13 protein-coding genes, 1 rRNA gene and 1 pseudogene are annotated in these 14,150 nt (G+C 49.6%); 13 read left to right on the top strand and 2 right to left on the bottom strand.

The genetic code is table 11. The annotated features are described in order from the left end of the window. The first annotated feature begins 135 nt into the window (after positions 1 to 135). The 5 genes and pseudogenes from rrf to ACKTSG_RS08875 all read left to right on the top strand — a co-directional run bounded on the left by rrf (position 136) and on the right by ACKTSG_RS08875 (position 2,956). Positions 136 to 252 (top strand): 5S ribosomal RNA (gene rrf / locus ACKTSG_RS08895). 304 nt (positions 253 to 556) lie between these two features. Next, positions 557 to 1,345 (top strand): annotated as a pseudogene (locus tag ACKTSG_RS08890) (aldo/keto reductase); the annotation flags it as partial. A 77-nt stretch (positions 1,346 to 1,422) separates the two neighbouring features. Beyond that, complete coding sequence (locus ACKTSG_RS08885) at positions 1,423 to 1,746, top strand: thioredoxin family protein (RefSeq protein WP_407893963.1); 324 nt, start codon at positions 1,423 to 1,425, stop codon at positions 1,744 to 1,746. Further along, positions 1,739 to 2,482, top strand: coding sequence for a threonine/serine exporter family protein (locus tag ACKTSG_RS08880; protein ID WP_407893962.1), 744 nt, complete (start codon positions 1,739 to 1,741; stop codon positions 2,480 to 2,482). The genes ACKTSG_RS08885 and ACKTSG_RS08880 overlap by 8 nt, the downstream gene beginning before the upstream one ends. Positions 2,483 to 2,491: 9 nt before the next feature. Beyond that, positions 2,492 to 2,956 (top strand): threonine/serine exporter family protein, encoded by a 465-nt coding sequence (locus ACKTSG_RS08875; RefSeq protein ID WP_407893961.1) that lies wholly within the window; start codon positions 2,492 to 2,494, stop codon positions 2,954 to 2,956. 198 nt (positions 2,957 to 3,154) lie between these two features. On the opposite strand, the gene ACKTSG_RS08870 is transcribed toward ACKTSG_RS08875, so the two are convergent. After that, entirely contained in the window at positions 3,155 to 4,057 is a 903-nt protein-coding gene (locus ACKTSG_RS08870; RefSeq protein WP_407893959.1) for a DMT family transporter, read from the bottom strand. Positions 4,058 to 4,691: 634 nt separating this feature from the next. On the opposite strand from ACKTSG_RS08870, the gene ACKTSG_RS08865 reads away from it, so the two are divergent. The 8 genes from ACKTSG_RS08865 (at position 4,692) to ACKTSG_RS08830 (ending at position 13,061) form a co-directional block, all read left to right on the top strand. Then, positions 4,692 to 5,885 (top strand): ABC transporter substrate-binding protein, encoded by a 1,194-nt coding sequence (locus tag ACKTSG_RS08865; protein WP_407893957.1) that lies wholly within the window; start codon positions 4,692 to 4,694, stop codon positions 5,883 to 5,885. 228 nt (positions 5,886 to 6,113) lie between these two features. After that, positions 6,114 to 7,307 carry an ABC transporter substrate-binding protein gene (locus ACKTSG_RS08860; RefSeq protein WP_407893955.1) on the top strand — a complete coding sequence of 398 codons (1,194 nt, stop codon included), beginning with the start codon at positions 6,114 to 6,116 and terminating at the stop codon, positions 7,305 to 7,307. 347 nt (positions 7,308 to 7,654) lie between these two features. Next, a complete protein-coding gene (locus ACKTSG_RS08855; RefSeq protein ID WP_407893953.1) occupies positions 7,655 to 8,533 on the top strand; it encodes a branched-chain amino acid ABC transporter permease in 879 nt (292 codons plus the stop codon). Positions 8,534 to 8,537: 4 nt separating this feature from the next. After that, on the top strand, positions 8,538 to 9,500 hold the full coding sequence (locus tag ACKTSG_RS08850; protein ID WP_407893947.1) for a branched-chain amino acid ABC transporter permease: 963 nt from the start codon (positions 8,538 to 8,540) through the stop codon (positions 9,498 to 9,500). Next, positions 9,497 to 10,282: an ABC transporter ATP-binding protein gene (locus ACKTSG_RS08845; protein WP_407893945.1), complete on the top strand. Its 786-nt coding sequence runs from the start codon at positions 9,497 to 9,499 to the stop codon at positions 10,280 to 10,282. The genes ACKTSG_RS08850 and ACKTSG_RS08845 overlap by 4 nt, the downstream gene beginning before the upstream one ends. Continuing rightward, positions 10,275 to 10,976 carry an ABC transporter ATP-binding protein gene (locus tag ACKTSG_RS08840; RefSeq protein WP_407893943.1) on the top strand — a complete coding sequence of 234 codons (702 nt, stop codon included), beginning with the start codon at positions 10,275 to 10,277 and terminating at the stop codon, positions 10,974 to 10,976. Before ACKTSG_RS08845 ends, ACKTSG_RS08840 begins: the two co-directional genes overlap by 8 nt. A 219-nt stretch (positions 10,977 to 11,195) precedes the next feature. After that, the gene (locus tag ACKTSG_RS08835; protein WP_407893941.1) at positions 11,196 to 11,825 is read left to right on the top strand and encodes a hypothetical protein; all 630 of its coding nucleotides are present in this window, start codon (positions 11,196 to 11,198) and stop codon (positions 11,823 to 11,825) included. 282 nt (positions 11,826 to 12,107) lie between these two features. Next, a complete protein-coding gene (locus ACKTSG_RS08830; RefSeq protein WP_407893939.1) occupies positions 12,108 to 13,061 on the top strand; it encodes a LacI family DNA-binding transcriptional regulator in 954 nt (317 codons plus the stop codon). A gap of 57 nt (positions 13,062 to 13,118) precedes the next feature. Here ACKTSG_RS08830 and ACKTSG_RS08825 read toward each other — a convergent pair whose 3' ends face one another. Next, positions 13,119 to 14,039 carry an aldo/keto reductase gene (locus ACKTSG_RS08825; RefSeq protein WP_407893938.1) on the bottom strand — a complete coding sequence of 307 codons (921 nt, stop codon included), beginning with the start codon at positions 14,037 to 14,039 and terminating at the stop codon, positions 13,119 to 13,121. Between the last annotated feature and the right edge of the window lie 111 nt (positions 14,040 to 14,150).

The raw sequence follows: 14,150 nt of genomic DNA, 5'->3' as shown, positions 1-14,150 counted from the left end.
AGTACTAATCGGTCGAGGACTTAACCAAAAACCCTGTTGGTCGTAATTGCCAGCAGGTGGTTAGCACAAATACGGTTCAAGGCAACTAAATACAATGATGTCCAGTTTTGAAAGTGCAAACTTTCAACAAAATAGTGTGGTGGCGATAGCGAGAAGGATACACCTGTTCCCATGCCGAACACAGAAGTTAAGCTTCTCTACGCCGAGAGTAGTTGGTGGGTAACTGCCTGCGAGGGTAGGAAGCCGCCACGCTAATGAAAGACTTGTCGATGACAGGTCTTTTTTTGTCCAGTGCTTTTCAAAGCGCCTTTAGCACCAAGGGTAGCCTAGCAATAGGATCTGAGCCGCTTTTTGGCTCAGGTCCTGTTGCGTAGCTAGCCGTAGGTGCGTTGCTTTGAAAAGCACGACGCGAGCAGTGTAGATTCAAAGCGCCTTTAGCCGACCAAATCAATGGTCGGCATTTTTTATTTCTCTGAAAAACTTGACGACAACTAGGATCAAAGGCGTACATTAAAGGCGACGACGAAATTTGTGGAGGCGGATCATGGAATACACACATTTAGGGCGCGCGTTAAAACAACTTGTCCCGCGCGAGCAAGTGGTGATCGCGTCAAAAGTGTATTTCAACCCGGGACGTTTATCCAAAGCTGCCATTGATCGGGAAATCGACGGCACCTTGAAGCGACTGGGAACCGATTATTTGGATCTGTACATCATCCATCGCTTCGATTACGACACGCCGATCTTAGAAACCATGTCGGCGCTTAACGATTTGGTAAAAGCGGGTAAGGTGCGGGCAATCGGCGCTTCGGCGATGTTTGCCTATCAGTTCTACAATATGCAACTGGCAGCGCGAGATCACAAGCTGACGCCTTTTGTGGCGATGGAAAACCACTATAATCTGTTGTATCGCGAAGATGAACGTGAAATGATCCCGTTATGCCGGCAAATGGGTGTTTCGCTGATGCCATATAGTCCGCTGGCGGCAGGACGCTTGGCGCGGCCACAATGGACTACCGACACCTTACGTTCAAAAACCGATCGGGTAGCCAGTGACAAATATGACCATACCAAAGCGTCTGACTTGCAGATCACCAAGCGCGTGCAGGCTTAGGCGCAAAAATATTACGTCACCATGGCGCAGATCAGTATCGCTTGGCAATGGGCCAAAGGCGTGGCGGCACCGATCATCGGGGCCACCAAAGCCAAATATTTAGATGATGCTGCTGGCGCTTTTGCCGTGACGCTGACGCCAGAAGATATCGCGGCTTTAGAAGCGCCTTATGTCCCGCACAAAGTCGTTGGCGCCATCACCCAAAATCCCCCAGCAGGCGTGACATTATGAGACGTAGATAAAAAATAATGGCGCACGCAGTCGATCACAGCCGTGAACATGTTACAATCTAATTCGAGGTGAAAATCATGGTGAAAGCAGTCACGCGCAAAACTTTAATGACTCAGATCCAACACGGCACCACTGTTTTAGAATTGTGGGCGCCTTGGTGTGGGCCTTGCAAGATCATGAGCCCGATGCTGGCGAGTTTAGAAGCTGAACTGCCGATGCAAGTGGTGACCATGAATATCGATTCGGATAAAAGTGTTGCCGAACAGTTCCACATTCAAAGCATTCCGGCAATGGTCGTGTATCACGAAGGCAAACCATATGAAAAAATCATTGGGGCTTACCCCAAAGCAAAACTCAAAGCTCATCTTGAAAAAAGCATCGAGGCAGCTACACATGCATAACGAGCTTTTGGAAGTGTGCTTGCTGGCTGGGCGCATCATGATCGAAGGCGGCAGCGAAATGTATCGCGTCGACGACACCATGCGGCGCATCGCCGTGAATGGCGGCGCCCAAGATGCTTTGGTATTTACCACGCCAACAGGCATTTTTATTGGGTTGGGCAATGAGTCCAAAACGCTATTGTCGCCGATCGACAAACGCTCCATCGATATGGAAAAAGTCGCGCAAGTCAATCAACTGTCGCGCAGTTTTGCGGCCAATGAATTGGGGCTACATGAACTGCATGAAGCGTTGCATCACTTGGATCAAAATACGCCATTTTTCCCATTTTGGTTGCAAGTGTTAGCCGCTGGGGTCTGCAGCATGATGCTGATGGTGGTATTTGCCCAAGCTTATGACTGGTTTGACATGCCATTAACGGCAGTGGTTGGCGCATTAGGCTTTATTGCGTATGCCACGATCAGTCCGTTGACGCAGGTGCGCTTTATTTCTGAGCTGGTCGGGGCATTTGTCGTGGGGATCACCGCTTGGGCTGGGGTGCGCTTAGGCGTCGGTCACAATTTGGATAATGTGATCATCGGCGCGGTGATGCCTTTGGTACCAGGCGTGGCGATCACCAACTCCATTCGCGACATGTTGGCTGGGCATTTGCTGTCAGGCATTGCGCGCGGCATGGAAGCTTTGTTGTCAGCGGCGGCGATCGGCGTGGGCATTGCTTTGATTTTTCGATTTTTCTAGGAGGGCGCCATGCCATATTGGTTACAGTTTTTGATCCAATTGAGCTTTAGCTATGTGTCGACCGTGGCGTTTGCCATTATTATCAATGTGCCACACCGCGCGCTGAATTCCGCCGGCTGGGCTGGGGCGATCGGCTGGATCGTGTATTGGGTGTTGACTTATGACCTTCAAGTCGGGCGCATGATGGGCAATTTACTGGGGGCTTTTGCGATCGGCCTTTGTGGGATGATCTTTTCTCGGATCAAAAAAATGCCCGTGATCATTTTCAATATTCCTGGGCTGGTACCATTAGTGCCAGGTGCTACAGCGTATCAAGCAGTGCGCGCGTTGGTGTTAGGCCAAATCGACAAAGCCTCCAAACTCACGGTGCGCGTGGCCATGGTGGCTGGCGCCATCGCTGTCGGGTTCATGCTGGCACAGCTGTTAGCCGAACAAACTTATCAACATCCAGTTGGCGATAAGTACAAAGCGTGATATGATAAGGCTATGCGATGAGTCGAGTAACCACGCACTTTGTGGTGAAAGTTGCAGCTGGCAGGCATGATTTACCACCCGACGGATTTCGGGGCCAGTGGATAAGCGGTTGTGGAGCCAAACTGTCCTTGTCTAGCAATAGATACTGCTAAAAAAGGATCACGACATTTTGCCGTGATCCTTTTTGATTGCCTAGAGCTATTGAATCTTGCGCTTTGGCGTCCAACTCATCATCACCACGGCCCCTAATACCATGACGATGCCGATAAATTGTAAGGCATGAAACCCTAATGCCAAGAAAATGATCGATAATACTGTGGCGGTCAGCGGCTCTAAGTTGCCGATCATCGACGCGATCGCCGGGCGCAGCGTTTTTAAGCTGGACACATATAAAATATACGCCAAGAAGGTGGCGCCAAACACGATAAAAGCGATCGCCGCCCATGAATACAAGTGCAATCCAGCCGGCACATGCCACACTGGCGCCAAAAAGTTCATGAACACCGCACCCACGATCAAGCCCCAACCGACGACGACTAAAGGTGGTTCATCCAACAACAGTTTTTTAGGTAACATCGTGTAAGCTGCCCCAGTCACTGCCGCTAAGATCCCCCAAAATACCGCGATCGGCGCGACATGTAATTTAGTGGGGTTGCCGTCAGTGACCAATAAGAACACGCCGACTAACGCGATGACGATCGCCATGGTGTCGATCGGCCGCGGCATGGTGCGTGCTTTGACGCAAGTGACCACCGTGATCATCGCCGGCACCAGCGACAACATGATCGTGGCCAGCGCCGCGTTGCCATAAAAAATCGCCAATAAATAGGTAAATTGCGCCAGCGCCACGCCGATCAGGCCAAACAACAATAACCGGATCGCATGGGCTTTGTTGTGCCACACACGCATCAACGGTTGTTTCGTTGCCACAGCAAAAATCACCATCGCAATGCCCGCCCAAGTCAAGCGCATCGACACTAGCCATGCCGGGCTGGCGTTTGAGGTGTTAAACACGACATTGGCCAACACCCCGCCGATGCCCCACATGGTAGTCCCGCAAGCTGCGCGGATCGCCGCAGTTCGTTTACTTGTTTTTGCCATGTTTTAGCCTCCAAAGTTTTTTCATATGTTCCTATTGCCTGGTATCGTGAGATAGTTAGCCGGCTAACTATCGCCTCACCTCTAGTTGAATGGTCGCATTAAGCCATCAATGGTTTTGATTCAACCAGTTCAACACGTCGATATAGCGGGTAGAACGCCGGTAGCTTGTTGGGATAGTTAGCCGGCTAATTATCTCGTGGTCCAAAACCACAAGCCGACGCCGCACTTGCTTTCAGCGGGTCAATGGCCCGCCACCCACGCAGAAATACCGCAATGTGACCAGTATAACAGAGCTAAAAGCTGGTGGAAGAAATTTATTTTCCCAAAATCGGTTGACAATTAAGAGAAACAATAGTAAATTCTAATTAATCATTAATCTAGGAAAAGGGGGATACATCATGAATAATCAAAATCAAAAACTTGTATCTTCCCGCCTAGACTTGGCCTTGTTGTTGCAGCAGAGGACTCGATCGTAGTCAACACTACGAATTGAGCCCTCTGATTTGCGTTGATGGGGCTCATCACACCACTAGGTGATTGGCCTCATCCACAACGGATGGGGCCATTTTTTAATGAGTTGCAAACTGTGGCGCGCGCAGTGAGCAGAAAAAATGACAAAAAGGGAAGAATACTCATGAAAAAGACAATCACTAAATTTGTAGGGGCCGCGGCCACTGTCGCCGCGATCATGGCCATGGCTGGCTGTACCGCCAAAAGCTCAAGTGCTAAAGGCAACACTGCTACCGGCGACAAAGTGAAGATCGGGTTGAACATGGAATTGTCTGGCGCCGCCGCTGGGTATGGGGAACAACAAAAGCAAGGCTTCCAACTGGCCGTTAAAAAGATCAACCAAGCCGGTGGAATCAAAGTCGGCAACAAGAAAATGAAGATCCAAACGGTCATTCAAGACAACAAGTCCACCACGTCAGGTTCTTCTTCAGTGGCTGCGCAATTAGCCACCAAAGAAAAAGTCACCGCGATCGTTGGCCCAGCCACGACCAATGATGGCACCGCCTCGATTCCCAATATCACCAAAGCTTATGTGCCATCGGTTTCGCCATCAGCGACGGATCCAGATTACACCTTACAAAAAAATGGTAAGGTCCAAACCTATGTCTTTCGGGCTTGTTTCAACAATGACTTACAAGGTGAAACTGCCGCGCACTTTGCAGACAACACCTTAAAAGCCAAGAACGTGGCGATCTTACAAGATAATTCATCTGATTACGGCACTGGGTTAGCCAGTGCGTTCAAGAAGACTTTCAAAGGCTCTGTGGTGTCTAAGCAATCATTTTCTGAAGGTGACAAAGACTTTAACGCTTTGTTGACCAACATCAAGTCCAAAAATATCGACGCGATCTATGTGCCAGGTTATTACTCAGAAGTCGGCTTGATCATCAAACAAGCACGCCAAGCTGGTATCAATGTGCCGATCATCGGCTCTGATGGGATGGCTGATCCGAAACTCGCTAAGATCGCCGGCAATCAAAATGCCTCCAAGATCTACTACACCACGCCATTTTCCACGATGTCTGGTGCCACCAACAAAACGGCTAAGCAATTCATGGCTGACTTCAAGCAAGCATACGGCCAAGATGCGCCGACTTTCTCTGCTTTAGCTTATGACTCTGTGCTGATGATCAAACAAGCCATTGAAGACGCCAAGTCCACCAACTCTGTCAAAGTGGCCCAAGCCTTAAGCAAGATCAAAGACATGCCAGCGGTGACTGGGACGACTTCTGTTGACAAAAACCATGATCCAGAAAAGCCGATCGTGGTTGAACAACTCACCAAAGGTAAAGTCACCAGCGCCACTGCGGTTGAATAAACGAAGTGTGGCATCTCGTCAAGTGACCACTCACAACGTTAAATGTGAGTATTCTCATTGAGAAATCCTTTAACAACACCCGTTAAAGATTTGCAAAATTTGAATTCGTTGAGAAAAATGTGAATATTTCGTTGACTTTTAATAATATTCCCATGTATTATAGATACATTCACATGACGAACTTAAATGGCGTCAAAAAGCTTGGAAAACGAGAAAGAGGGATCTTCAATGCAGAAATCAATGGTCAAACGTTTTGCAGAAGTTGGCGCGGTGCTGGCTTCTGTTGCCGTGTTAGGCGGCTGTGCTGCCAAAGCACAAAGTAAAGGTAATTCAGCCACTGGCTCTACTATCAAATTAGGGGTCAACATCGAATTGTCTGGCGCTGCCGGCGGTTATGGGGAACAAGTCAATAACGGGATCGATTTGGCGGTTTCTCGCATCAACAAAGCTGGCGGCTTTAAAGTCGGCAGCAAGACTTACAAGTTCAAGACCATCACCAAAGACAACAAATCAGCCACTTCCACTGCGGCTTCAGTTGCCGCAGACTTGGCTGGTAATTCTAAAGCCTCTGTCTTGATCGGGCCAGCCACTACTGGGGCTGCCACTGCCGCATTATCCAACGCAACTAAAGCTCAAGTTGCGCAAGTGTCACCATCAGCCACTGCGCCGGCTTACACCTTGCAAAAAGATGGCAAAGTCCAACCTTACGCATTCCGGACGACTTTTGCCGATGATTTCCAAGGGACCAAAGCCGCAAACTTCGTCGATCAAGACTTGAAAGCCAAGAAAGTGGCCATTTTAGCCGATAACTCTAACGATTACGGCAAAGGCTTAGCCGCTGCGTTCAAGAAAGAATACAAAGGCACTGTGGTTTCCACGCAATACTTCCAAGCTGGCGACAAAGACTTCAACGCGGTGTTGACCACGTTGAAGAACAAAGGCTTTGACGCTTTGTACGTGCCTGGTTACTACACTGAAATCGGCTTGATCATCAAGCAAGCTCGGCAAATGGGGATCAACACCCCGATCGTTGGTGGTGACGGGATGATGGATCCTTCCTTGGCCAAGATCGCTGGGGCTAAGAACGTGACCAACGTTTACTACACCACGCCATTCTCCACGCTGTCAGCTAAGTCTGATAAGACCGTGGCCAACTTCATGGATGCTTATAAAGCCAAGCATCACACCACGGCTTCTGCGTTCAACGCTTTAGGTTACGATTCGGTTTACTTGGTCAAACAAGCCATCCAAGATGCCAAGTCCACAAACTCTGTTGACATCGCCAAGGCTTTAGGCAAAGTCAAAGACTTAAAAGGGGTCACTGGGACCATGACCATCGATTCCAAGCATAACCCTGAAAAGACGATCTCAGTTGAAAAGCTGGTTGATGGCAAAGCCGTCTCCGCAACTGTGGTCAAATAATTGGTGGATAGCAGGCGGCACCAGTCGCCTGCTATTGCACTGATTATCGGCGCTCACACTTTGGCGTGAGCGCTGGAATCAACGACTGCTGGGCGTGGTCACGCACAGTTAGCCGCGGCTGCTAAATTTTGCCCATAACGCAAAATTTGGTGGTGAGATCAACTGGAGCTGGTGAAGTTCCAGCTGATCTCACTGTCACAGGCCAGCGACGTATCGCCGCGTGTCATGAGGATCTAAGCCGTCGCCAAAATGGGTTGCTTCTATATTAAGAAGCACGTTAAAGGTGATGGTTTTGGCCATATCAGCAATTATCGAAGCATATCAATTGAAATTAAGGAGGCGATCTCTTGCATACAGTATTGCAACAAGCCATCAATGGTCTGTCACTAGGGAGTATCTACGCGCTGTTAGCGCTGGGATATACCATGGTTTATGGGATCATCAAACTGATCAACTTTGCGCATGGTGACATTTACATGCTAGGGGCATTTTGGGGCTATTATGTGATCAACACGTATCACGTGGACTTTATCGTAGCCTTGCTTTCCGCCATGATCGTGACCGCATTGGCTGGGATGATCATTGAATATCTCGCTTATCGGCCATTACGGAATTCACCACGGATCACCGCTTTGATCACGGCTATCGGGGTTTCTTATTTCTTGGAAAATGGGATGTCATATTTATTCGGCGCCAATACCCGTAACTTCCCGCAAGTGGTCAAGCAACATAACTTCACTGCTTTTGGGATCAGCGTGTCTAACATTCAAGTGTTGATCTTAGTTACGGCGTTGATTTTAATGATCTTGTTACAACTGATCATTCAAAAAACTAAAATGGGCACGGCCATGCGCGCTGTTGCGGTGGATCAAGAAGCCGCGGCGTTAGTCGGCATCAACCCAGATCACGTGATCTCCTTTACCTTCGGCTTAGGCTCCGCTTTAGCTGGAGCGGCTGGGGTATTGATCGGGTTGTATTACAACTCCATCGATCCATTAATGGGGATGACCCCAGGGATCAAAGCCTTTGTGGCCGCAGTTGTCGGGGGCATCGGCTCGATTCCAGGGGCGGCCATCGGCGGCTTTTTGATCGGGTTATTGGAAACCGGCGTGCAAGCGATCGGCTTGTCCGCTTATAAAGACGCGGCAGTGTATGTCGTGTTGATCTTGATTTTGATCGTGCTGCCTGCAGGGTTGTTAGGCAAGAATGTGAAGGAGAAGGTGTAAGCTTATGACCAAAAAAAGACTCCAAGCCATTGCCTGCTGGCTGGCCGTCATGATCGTCGGCTTCGTCATCATCAACACGTTGGTTTATGTCGGCGTGATCGATGCCTTCATTGAAAACATGTTAGTCACCATCGGCATCAACATCATTTTAGCCACTGGGTTGAATTTGATCATCGGCTTTTCTGGTCAGTTCTCCTTAGGCCATGCTGGGTTCATGGCCGTTGGCGCTTATGCCACTGGGATCATTTTGCAAATGATGCCGACGACTATCGGCTTTTTGGTATCGATCGTGGTCGGTATCGTGATCGCTGTGATCGCTGCGATCATTGTTGGGGTGCCAACGTTGCGTTTGTCAGGGGACTACTTGGCCATCGCCACAATGGGCGCCGCCGAGATCATTCGCGTGGTGATCAACAACATGAAAATCACCAATGGGGCTGCGGGCTTGTTCAATATTCCGCAATTCGCCACCTGGCCAGTGGTATATATCTGCGTTTGCTTGACCACTATCGTTATTGTCAACTTCGCCCATTCGCGTGCTGGCCGCGCGATCCAAGCGCTGCGTGATGATGAAATCGCCGCAGAAGCCGTCGGGATCAACCCGACTAAATGGAAGTTGGCCGCCTTTGTGTTAGGCGCATCAACGGCTGCGGTTGCTGGGTCTTTGCATGCTAGCTACATTCAAACCATTGCCCCAACGGACTTTGGGATCATGAGCTCCATCGCCATGTTGATCATTGTCGTATTAGGCGGGGTCGGTTCCATGACCGGGACCTTTGTTGCGGCGATCGTATTAGGTGTTTTGGATACGGTATTACAAAGTTTCGGGACGTTGCGGATGGTGATCTATGCCGTGGCCTTGATCGTGATCATGGTCTTTAAGCCATCTGGTTTATTAGGGCGTTATGAATTCTCATTTGCTCGGGTGTTAGATCGTTTCCGTAAGAAAAAGGAGGACGCCGCATGACCACATTATTACAAGTGGACCACGTGTCCAAGATCTTCGGCGGGCTCAAAGCGGTCGAAGACGTATCGATGCATGTTGAAAGCGGCGAATTAGTCGCCTTGATCGGGCCAAACGGTGCCGGCAAAACCACTTTATTCAACGCCTTGACTGGGGTTTCCCCAGCTACTGAAGGCACTGTCGGTTTTCGCGTTGATGGCGACATGGTGTCGTTAGACAAAAAGCGTCCGTATCAAGTGGCTAAAATGGGCATTGCGCGGACTTTCCAAAACATTCGCTTGTTTCAACAATTGTCTGTGCGTGAAAACTTGCAAGCAGCGATGACGCATCGTTATACTGAAGGCTTTGTGTCAAGCATTTTCCGCTTGCCGGCTTTTTTCAAAAAAGAAGCTTTGGCCAATGAATGGACCGATGAGATCTTAGCCAAACTGGATCTGACGCCAGTCGCTGATGTGATCACCGCCAACTTGCCTTATGGCACCCAGCGACGTGTGGAAATCGCGCGGGCGGTGGCGACGGATCCTAAGTTGATCTTTTTGGATGAACCAGCTGCCGGGATGAACCCTGAAGAAACGGCTGACTTGTCGCATTTGATCAAGCGCCTGCAAACCGAATTTGGCTTGACGGTGGTGTTGATCGAACATGATATGTCGTTAGTCATGTCATTGGTTGAGCGCATTTATGTGTTGAACCACGGCAAGTTGATGGCAGAAGGTACCCCAAGTGAGATCCAACACAACGACGCCGTGATCGAAGCGTACTTAGGAGGTGGCGTGCATGCTTGAGGTTCAAGATCTGAAAGTCAACTATGGCGCCATTCAAGCAGTACGAGGCGTGGATTTCAATGTGCAAGATGGCGAGATCGTCACCTTGATCGGCGCAAACGGTGCCGGCAAGTCGACGATCGTGCATACCTTATCAGGCATGTTGAAAGCCGCTAGCGGCAGTGCCAAATATGACGACCATGAGTTGACCAAAATGTCTGCCGCCCACATTGTTGGGGCCGGCGTGGCGCAAGTGCCAGAAGGTCGGCGGATCTTTGCTGGTTTGTCGACAATGGAAAACTTGAAAATGGGCGCTTACTTGGTGCCGCGTAACGAACAAAGCGACGTGTTGGCCAATGTATTTGACCAATTTCCTGTGTTAAAAGAACGCAAAAACCAAGATGCCGCCACACTTTCTGGTGGCGAACAACAAATGTTGGCGATGGGGCGCGCATTGATGGCGCAACCAAAACTGCTGATGTTAGACGAGCCTTCCATGGGTTTGTCACCGATCTACATCCAAAAGATCTTCGACATCATCAAAACCATCAACCAACAACATGTGACCATTTTGCTGATCGAACAAAACGCCTTGCAAGCTTTGCAAATCGCCAATCGCGGTTATGTTATCGCCAACGGGACCGTGAAGTTGACAGGCAGTGGTGCTGACTTGTTGGCTGACCCAGAAGTGCAAAAAGCCTACTTAGGTGGCTAATTGATCCATCCGCAAGTGCCTTGGTGCCGCGCATTGACTTAAAATGCGCGGTGCGAAGGCATTTGTTGTGTTGAAGCCGTGCTGATCAGGCCAAAAGCGTGCACCGAGTTGAGGCCCAGGCAAGCGAGATGATCAGGATATTTGTGAAGGTGCTTGCAAGTTCTACTCATTCAGTGCAAAATCGACATAACAAGATTTTTATTGCTGCGGAGGGCGAACATGGGGCAAGTCATCGAAATCGCAAAACAGTTATGGTTCCAAGAACTCGTTTGGGGCGTGTTGTTGGTGCTGGTGATCATCGGCTATGTGCACCGGTTCAATCATATCGGGCGCACCCAGCATTTGCGCACCCAGCGCCGGCATCATCGTCAAACCATTGGGCATACGCGATGGTTGGCCATTTTGATCGTGATCGGCGCGGCGTTGACATTTGTCGGGCATCGCTATTGGCCACAAGTGTCTGCAGTAGCGCAGCGCGTGTATCAAGTGTCAGCGACAAAGCTTGGCCGTACGAGTAGCCACAAAGCCAAACCAGTCGCGTCAAAATCGACTGCCAGCGCCCACACTGCCAGCAAAAAAGCCTCATCTTCGAAGCCAAAGGCCAAATCCTCTAGCACCAAAGCGGTGACAGCCACCACTGCGGTGAAAATCGTCAAAGGCTACTTCAAAGCTCATCCCAGCGAGCAAACTGATACGATCTCCAGTTATAAAGCCGCTGGGACTGGCAATGATTCAGCTGGCGCCTTTGTCTATAAAGTCGGCGCTTATGGCGTCGATGATACTGGTGCTACTAGTGAATTACATGAATATTGGGTCCATCGCGACGGCAAATTTGATGTCGCGTATTAAGACCACGTGGCTGAGCCATAAAGCGGTCTTAGCACCGTAGATAATGCCCCTGACGAGTAAATCCCGATTTTAGGATCTGCTTGGCAGGGGCATTATCTGCTGATGCGTTGCTTGATCGCGTGTACATCTTGGTGATCGTCGGGCTTATTTCGTCACTTTTAATGATGTCTTGGCCTCTTATTGATTCCGCAAACTTACTATTTTTGTCACGAAAGGCGACTTCTTGGTGTTGGCAGCGCTTGTCGTGGTAGAATACTAGTGAAAACGAATGGAGGGCGTAACATGGCGACGTTATCTGACGTGGCAAAAGCAGCCAATGTCTCAAAAATGACGGTTTCGCGGGTGATCAACCATCCTGAACAAGTGACCGAAGACCTGCAGCAGTTGGTGCTGGATGCCATGCAGACGCTGAATTATCATCCCAACTTAGCGGCCAAGGCCTTAGCGAAAAACCGCACCAATGTGATCAAATTCTTGATCTTAGAAGACATCGACACCACTGAACCTTATTATATGAATTTAATGTTTGGCATTGCTCGCGGGTTGGACAAACAACAATATGCCTTGCAGCTGATCTCAGATCGCGAGAAGCTTCATGCCGGCAATGCGGATGGCTATTTGATCACCGGCGCGCGCACCAAAGATTCTGAATGGCTGGATCAATTGGACAAGCCGTTGGTGTTATATGGTGAGAATCGTTATGGGTATGATTTTGTTGACACAGATAACAAACTTGGCGAAACCATGGCCACTGAATACGCCTTAGCCAAAAACTATCAGTCGCTGATTTTTATTGGCATCAATGTCAAAGAGCCGTTTGAATATTCGCGAGAAGCCGGCTATATCAACACCTTGCAACAACATGGCTTGGTGCCGCGGATCCACCGCATGGCCAACCGCTCGCATATTTCTCAAGCGTTCATCGATGCGCATTGGGCCGAATTTGCGCGCAATACTTGTTTTATTTGCGCATCAGATCGCTTAGCCATCGGGGTGGTGCGGGCGATCTTGGCGCGAGGCGGCCGCATCCCGGAAGACTTTGGGGTGATCGGCTTTGATGGGGTCTTTTTGGATCAAGTCTCTAACCCGCAACTCACCACCGTGCAACAACAAGTGATGAGTTTAGGCGAGCATTTAGCGCGAATGTTGCTGTCAAAAATCGATCAATCTGGCGCGCAACAAGGCGAAGTGCTCCTGACGCCGCAACTCGTCGCGCGCGGCACCACCCGCGCATAACCACGCGAATGCGTCAAAAAATGCTCAGCCGAAAATTTTCGGCTGAGCATTTTTAAGTTACGGCAGATCGTTGCCTGCAGCTAAGTACAAGTCGTACCAGTCTTGATGCGTCAAGGTGATGTCGCCAGCTTTGGCGATACCTTCGATGCGCTTGGCGTTGGTGGTGCCGGCGATCACTTGGAAGTCGCCAGGGATGCGCAAGATCCAAGCTGCGGCAATGGCGTTGACATCAACGCCATACTTGTCGGCAAGTTCATGCAACTTGTCGTTGAGCTTTGGGAACTTGGGATTGTCGATAAACACGCCTTCAAAGAACCCGTATTGGTAAGGGCTCCAAGCTTGAATGGTCATGTGATGCAAGCGGCTATATTCCAAAATGCCGTCGTCATGCGCGGTGGCGCGTTCGTCGGTCATGTTGGTGTGGAAACCAAAGTCGATCATGCCAGTGTGCTTCAAGGATAATTGTAATTGGTTGGCGAATAAGTGCTGGCCAACAGCTTGTTGCAACAACGCCACTTGGCCAGGGTTGAAGTTAGAAACCCCAAACTGCCGAACTTTGCCGGCGTTTTGCAAGCTGGAGAAGACTTCAGCGATGTCGTCTGGTTCCATCAACACATCCGGACGATGCAGCAACAAACTATCAACATAATCTAACCCTAAACGCTTCAAAGACGCGTCAACGGCTTCAACTAAGTGGGCTTTGGAGAAGTCATAAGCTTCGCCTGGGCGAATGCCAACTTTGGTTTGGACCAACACGTCATCGCGGTTGAAGCTTGCGTTTTTCAGTGCTTGGCCAAAAAGCGTTTCGGCTTTGCCGCCGTCGTAAATATCGGCATTGTCAAAAAAGTTGATCCCAGCACCATAAGCGCGCTCGAGTAATTCGGTGGCGCCTTTGACATCAAGCTTGGTGATGCGCATGACCCCTAATGCGACGGGGGATGCCAGTAAACCAGATTGTCCTAGATTGATGAGTTTCATCTTAAGCCTCCAAAAGGATTATAATCGTTTCATTAAAAATAGCGTAGCACATGCGCCACAGAAATGAAAGCCATTCCAATATCTGCGATAACGCTTTTGAGGTGTTATCAT

The sequence above is a fragment of the Lacticaseibacillus salsurae genome (genome assembly GCF_045862175.1).
GTDB lineage: Bacteria > Bacillota > Bacilli > Lactobacillales > Lactobacillaceae > Lacticaseibacillus > Lacticaseibacillus salsurae.
Note: the sequence above shows the minus strand (reverse complement) of the source record. Positions and strands in the feature narration are given on the sequence as shown.

What these genes read in the sequence shown, in the direction of transcription:
- ACKTSG_RS08885 (WP_407893963.1), top strand. Translation starts at nt 1,423, where the DNA reads ATGGTGAAAGCAGTCACGCGCAAAACTTTAATGACTCAGATCCAACAC.
- ACKTSG_RS08880 (WP_407893962.1), top strand. Translation starts at nt 1,739, where the DNA reads ATGCATAACGAGCTTTTGGAAGTGTGCTTGCTGGCTGGGCGCATCATG.
- ACKTSG_RS08875 (WP_407893961.1), top strand. Translation starts at nt 2,492, where the DNA reads ATGCCATATTGGTTACAGTTTTTGATCCAATTGAGCTTTAGCTATGTG.
- ACKTSG_RS08870 (WP_407893959.1), bottom strand. Translation starts at nt 4,057, where the DNA reads ATGGCAAAAACAAGTAAACGAACTGCGGCGATCCGCGCAGCTTGCGGG.
- ACKTSG_RS08865 (WP_407893957.1), top strand. Translation starts at nt 4,692, where the DNA reads ATGAAAAAGACAATCACTAAATTTGTAGGGGCCGCGGCCACTGTCGCC.
- ACKTSG_RS08860 (WP_407893955.1), top strand. Translation starts at nt 6,114, where the DNA reads ATGCAGAAATCAATGGTCAAACGTTTTGCAGAAGTTGGCGCGGTGCTG.
- ACKTSG_RS08850 (WP_407893947.1), top strand. Translation starts at nt 8,538, where the DNA reads ATGACCAAAAAAAGACTCCAAGCCATTGCCTGCTGGCTGGCCGTCATG.
- ACKTSG_RS08845 (WP_407893945.1), top strand. Translation starts at nt 9,497, where the DNA reads ATGACCACATTATTACAAGTGGACCACGTGTCCAAGATCTTCGGCGGG.
- ACKTSG_RS08840 (WP_407893943.1), top strand. Translation starts at nt 10,275, where the DNA reads ATGCTTGAGGTTCAAGATCTGAAAGTCAACTATGGCGCCATTCAAGCA.
- ACKTSG_RS08835 (WP_407893941.1), top strand. Translation starts at nt 11,196, where the DNA reads ATGGGGCAAGTCATCGAAATCGCAAAACAGTTATGGTTCCAAGAACTC.
- ACKTSG_RS08830 (WP_407893939.1), top strand. Translation starts at nt 12,108, where the DNA reads ATGGCGACGTTATCTGACGTGGCAAAAGCAGCCAATGTCTCAAAAATG.
- ACKTSG_RS08825 (WP_407893938.1), bottom strand. Translation starts at nt 14,039, where the DNA reads ATGAAACTCATCAATCTAGGACAATCTGGTTTACTGGCATCCCCCGTC.